The organism is Dokdonia pacifica, from assembly GCF_900188275.1.
GTDB classification, from domain to species: Bacteria; Bacteroidota; Bacteroidia; order Flavobacteriales; family Flavobacteriaceae; genus Dokdonia; species Dokdonia pacifica.
In genome coordinates this window covers 526,218-532,217 of sequence record NZ_FZNY01000004.1, presented here as the reverse complement: position 1 = coordinate 532,217, position 6,000 = coordinate 526,218, and the positions used below count along the sequence as shown (strand labels likewise).

Annotated in this window: 2 protein-coding genes; both read right to left on the bottom strand. The window is 34.8% G+C overall.

Going from position 1 to position 6,000, the window contains the following annotated elements; translation table 11 throughout:
• The coding region (locus CHB80_RS14730; RefSeq protein ID WP_244905572.1) for a DUF6443 domain-containing protein at nt 1-1,835 on the bottom strand (1,835 nt) is incomplete at its 3' end.
• 16 nt (nt 1,836-1,851) lie between these two features.
• Nucleotides 1,852-5,580 (bottom strand): RHS repeat domain-containing protein, encoded by a 3,729-nt coding sequence (locus tag CHB80_RS14725; protein ID WP_143337151.1) that lies wholly within the window; start codon nt 5,578-5,580, stop codon nt 1,852-1,854.
• Nucleotides 5,581-6,000: the final 420 nt, after the last annotated feature.

Genomic DNA, 6,000 nt, shown 5'->3' with positions numbered 1-6,000 from the left:
TTATAAGAAGCACCTCCATCAATTTTCGTAATAATTCCATCTTCTGATATCTCAATACGTCCTGCTGTGATATCTGTATATCCCGATTCAAAGAGCCCTCCTCCCACACGTTTAGATTCTAATTGCCCTAATTCATCATAGGTATTACTAGCAATAAGTTGTACAGGCTCATTATCGATCTGTTGCATATGAGTAATCAGCCTATTTTGATGATCATAGCTAAAGAAATCTTTGGTTACTATCTCTTGATGCCCTGACTTTTGATGAGTCGTTCTGGTCTCCAGTACTTTCCCTGTAAAATCTAAAAGTGACTCTGAAGTATCAACAGTACCTAGATAGGTGTTTTCACTACGCATAAAAATAGGGCGTGCTTTCTCATCATATAGCGTAAGAGTAGTAATCCAATGATCCGTCCCTAATACGCGTACCTTTGATACAGTAGAAAGTCCTTGTGTATTTGTTGTTACTGTTTGTCCATATACTGAGGCAGGTAATATATATCCATCTAAATCTTCATACGTATCATAGTAGTTTACCGTAAGGATATCATTGAATGTTGTTGGCATAGCACTTTGGGTATAATACAAATCAATACTCCCTGTCGTTACAGGATTTGCTATGCGCTCTTCGTATTGAGCTGTCGTGTTATTTGCTACATCTTGGTAAGTATTTCTTGATATATTAGCATTTTTAATCCCTGTATATACCACTCTACCAAAAGCATCATACTTGGTGAAAAACCATTCTCTCTGAGGGGTCTTAGCATATTGATTGGCGTCCTGAGCCAAGATAGGTTTATCTAATCTATTGTAAACAATAGACTCCCATCCTTTAGCAGGTACTTTCTTTTGAATAAGACGATTACGATAGTCATATTTATATTGATACCCTAGTTTATCTAATATCTCTTGAGAGTTGCTTACCAGATTTGTGCCATTTACTATTTGATCACTTGCTTCAGGAGAAAGCACAAACGTAAGATTCCCGAAATCATCATATACATAATAAGTATCATGTGGAATATCATTATTATAGGTGCGTTTTAAAACGACCTGTCCTTTCTTATTAGTAAACTGCTCGGTAGCATGATCTCCACTCTGCGCAATTTGATGTTCTTGTAGAGGTGGATCAAAAGGACTAGAAGGTCCTGTAGCGACTAACTCTTGTTCAAAATTTTCATCCTGAACGATGGTTCTTGATAAATTGTTAGCAGGATGTAACCCTACTAACTGTAATGATGGCTGGGTAATATCAGTACCATTAAAAATCACCTCAAAGTCTAATACATCATCGCCTTGATCATTCGCATCACTAACAGTATTGGTCGTATAGATGTAATGAATAGTGTGATCATATATTGAATCCTTTATAATTTTCCAACTATTTCCAGGTGCTCCTTGTCTTAATGGTCTATTAAGTGGCGAGTTTTCAAAAAGAGTTTCACTATACGGATTCAAGGTGTTTTCATATTTAGCAGTATTATAAAAAGTCTCAATACTACTTTTTAAAATCCCTTGATTTGTAAAATCTAATGAATTTGGAATCTCTGCTCCTGTTGCATAAGGCAAATATTGCTTATTTGTTCTACCTAAAGAATCATAGGTAATAAGTTGAACAATATTCTCTTTTTCCCCTCCAGCTTTTGCTGATACCGTCTGTTTAGCTCTTCCTAATCCATCATAATATAAAATAGTTTCTATTTTCTGCTCATCACCAACAACTCCTGTTTGAGTTGCTACTTGATAAGCAGTTGTTTTCACATAGTTTTCTGTCGTTGTTTGTCCAATACCTAATACTGGAAAAAGCAACAATGCAAATGCTATTAATTTTTTCATCTTTAAATATTGAATATTAGTTATTGAATCTGTAATTATATTCATTTTCAGTTAGGATATTTCCATCTGCATCTTTGACATATTTAAGTCTATGTAAATTGTCATATTCGTAATACATGGTATACCCTCTAGGATCGGTCATAGAAGTCACTCCGATAAGTGGATCATAGGTATAAGTACTTATCTGAGTGTGACTAAGTGCTGGATCATTACGCATGGCATCTAACGCTTGTCGTAATGCTCCTTCATTTCCTGAATAACCCAGTGTTCTATCATTGTCAGCTTGAGCAAGACTCACTAAAGAAGAGACATAAGAAGAAATTTCTGAATGTGACGCATTAGCTACCTTAGCAATAGGGTATCTATTATCATACCCCCATATATATGAGACTTTATTTATTTGTTCAGTTGCACTAGGGGTTGTTGAATTGTTAGAAATATCTAACTGATATGACATCTTGATATTTCCATTAGAATAGTATTCAAAATAAATACGGTCTTCATTTGGATTATTAGAAGTAGCTCCTGTAGTTGGATTGATAAGATTATTAGTAATTTCTATAGATGTAGGATAAAAGCCATTACCTATAGCACTATAATTACTTTTTCTAACACTTACTGCATTATTCGCCGTTGTTGTAGTTTCAATAGGCATTTGCAATTGATTACGCGTCTGCATCTGAAGATATACTGGATCATTAAGCTCCATAGAATATACGTATTCCTGAGTGATTTGCTCGTCATCTTCAAGAGTCGTTGTTTTCTTTCTTAAAAGATGTCCAATACTATTGTCATATTCATATGTGTCTATGGTTTGTAATTGTTTATTCTCAGACGCATTTCCAAAAAATTGCGTAGAAGTTTGACTAATCATGCCTCCTACAGCTCCTTGTGCGGCAGACGATCTTAGTTCAAAAGAGGGTACATAATTTCTTATATGTAATACCCAGTCTAGAGGTCTATCTGGATATACATAAGCACAAGCTGTTGAACCGTCTCCTGCACCAGTACTGTAGAGTCCATATGATTTCTGCTGGAAGTCGTATGTATATCCTCCTAAGTAGGGTTTAGAAACCAATAGATCGAAGTTCTTTTCAGGTTTATTCACTACATAAAGTCCAAAACTTCCAAAGTATTTATAAGAAGAAGAATTTGTAGCTGACTCAGAACTCGTTTCTTGAAGAGCAGTATAAGACGCATCAAAAACTGCACTGCCTATTTGTTGTCCAACGGCTAGTGATGGTCTGTAAGAACTCACATTAGGTGGAACACCAGAAGAGTATAATCCCGTATTTTGATCAATATAAAAATCGTGTCTTGTATATCCTCCATTATCTTCTGGGGTTGTTCCTTTTTTTAAGATTTCATATACCCTAGAATAAGCAACATGAGGTTGACTTCCTCCACTGGAGCTTCCTACAACAGAAATAGAAGTTGCATCAATAATTGAACATCCATCATCTGGCCCTGATAAACTCAATCCATTGTTAATGGCATAAAATTGAGGATTAAAAATAATGTTTCCAGAAGAATCAGCCGTAGAAGTTCTAGCTACTTTGTATACATATTCTTTTTCCGTTGCTAGCTCATTAGTATCAGTATAATCTTTAATGGTTTTGATCCGAATACCTGCACGTTGTACATCAGCTAATTCTTCAGGAGAATCAATTGTAGTCTCTACTCGACTCACTTGAAGAAATTGTGTGATTTGATTATTAGGGTTTACCAGTAATATTTGATAACATCCAGGTGTTAGATAAGCACTCATCTCTCCATCTACATCAAGCTGGTATTGATCATCGTACTTACTAAAAACAACATCAGTGCTATCAATCAATAAATTACCATTACCACTTGGATTAAGGATTTGATCTGTATCAAGAACAGGAGCTGGACCGCAGTTGGTATTGTTAGACACCTTAAAAGCATAGGCTTTTATTCCAGTCCCACCTGAAGGAACATTTCCTCCTCCAGTATTTGTTTCAGTATATTTTAAAGTATAGTTTCCTGCCTCTTGGATATCAAAACTCGTATTGGTAAAATTAGGACTTTGCCCTGGACCATATTCATCATTACACCACCCACTTCCACATTCACAAAAGGAGTCAGGACTTTGACAATCTACATTATTATCAATATTTCCTGTTAAAAGTTGACTTGCATATATCTGAGTGTGGGTATTATCATCAACGTCTGCAATTTCAGCAGGTGTAGTATGTGATTCAAATTCAAAGTCAGTATAACCGCCAGTTGGATAATAAATTCTTGAGAGTGTTCCTTTGATAGCGTCGCTAAAATTAATGGAGCGATCTGCACCTCCAAATGTATGCTGACCTACGGTTACTTCAGGAAAAAGCACTCCATTTGACCCTTTTCCATTGTAATATCCCATGTAGTCTTGAGCTTTACTAACTACTGAGGGCACTTGAGCAGGTGAAAAATATTCAAATCGATATTTTTGATACAAGTCATTGGTGTTTGATCTAATATCAATTCCATTCAGTTTTAATCGAATATCTGAGGCTTGTTGTCCGCTAGGGGATTGATTATCATTAATTCCAAAATAAGAGGTGAGAAAATCATAGGTTTTATAATCTTGCGTAGTACCGTTTTTGATAGTAATAGCATCGATAGCATCAGAGGCGCCTATGTCATATCTATTTTGATACGTGATAGAAACAATTTCTTTTCCATTATGCAATATGTTATCTAGTCGTTGTTGTTCAATTCTTATAAAAGGTACAGAACTTGTCACAAAAGGAGGTGACGGAACATTAGCAGGAGTGTTTTCATCAATAGTATAGGTATAAGCCGAATATCCAGAAACACTAAAATTTTGAGCCCAAGGTGCTAATTTGGTGTAATTGAAAATATAAGTATCCCTTCTATTTGCTGATTCTACCTTAGTGAGTACCCATGAAGAATTATAGGTTTTAAAGGTTGCAAATTGTTGATTCATATCATCTCCATCAAAATCTGTGATTTCAGCTTCATCAAAATAGTACTTAGTTCCATCAGCACCCGTTACTGTCCATTTGGTGATACTTCGCATACCGTTGGCAGCTGCTGGAGTTGTGATAAAATCCACTTTGATATGTGGATTGTTAAGTGCATATGCCTGACGGGTTTCAACATCAAAAGCGATGTAATCATTAATCCCAATTGCATTTAAACTATAATAATCAGGCTGGGTATCAATTTCATTAATGCTGATACTATTCATAAAATCAAAATACATAACTACAGAATCTCTAGTAGCAAATGATGTTGACTCCTCTCGATATTTAAGCATTTTATCACGTACATCATTATTCCAAAAACTTACGTATGGGGTGATTCCCGATTGAATATAATCATCAGGATTTCCATTAGTAACACGAGAGATACGACCTCCAACTGCTAGATTCCAACCTAATCCTGCACTTGTAGCTAGTTGCTCTACTTTAATTCCAGAAGCATCATAACTAAGATTTACTGGAAGATTGAGTTCTCTTCCTTGATGAGTGTAAATAGGAATACTAATTTCCGGAGATCCTGCATACATATTCACTGGAGTATTTCCATACTGAGTAAAGGCTTCCGCCTCAGGAGAATTAGGAATTGGAACAGAACGATTAAGCTCTGCTTCATAATCAAAAGCGTTTTCATTAGTTGTCTCTTGAGCGTGTAAGCTTAATAGAGAACAAAGCAGAGTAAGCAAACACAAAATAGACTTGTGTTTTAAAAACAAGATTTTTCTAATCATAATAATGGTTAAAAGGTTAATGTAATTGAGTGCGTGTATTCAAATCTAAATATGGATAACCTAACTAAAAAACATAAATTAGGCTTTGAAATGTTTGAATGATTGACGGCCTAATATAGGCTAGGAAAGAATTATAATTCCACATACGTATTATATTGTTAGTTGTTATGATACGTATGTTACATGCATAATATACATTTTAACTACAGACGTATCTGTTTATTCAATAAAATAGGGGTGTGGTGCTTTGATAAAATTGAATTATCTATTTAATTCTAATCTTACAAGTTTAAATGTACAAAATTAGTATGTTGATTTAACAGATAGTCATTGAAACCACTGTAATTATTCTTGTCAATTTTCATTAACACACTGATTATTAAAATATTTCAGAACGTTAAATTTTTAATAAATAAATTT

Excerpts from the sequence above, each read along its gene's own strand:
- CHB80_RS14725 (WP_143337151.1), bottom strand. The coding sequence starts at position 5,580 with ATGATTAGAAAAATCTTGTTTTTAAAACACAAGTCTATTTTGTGTTTG.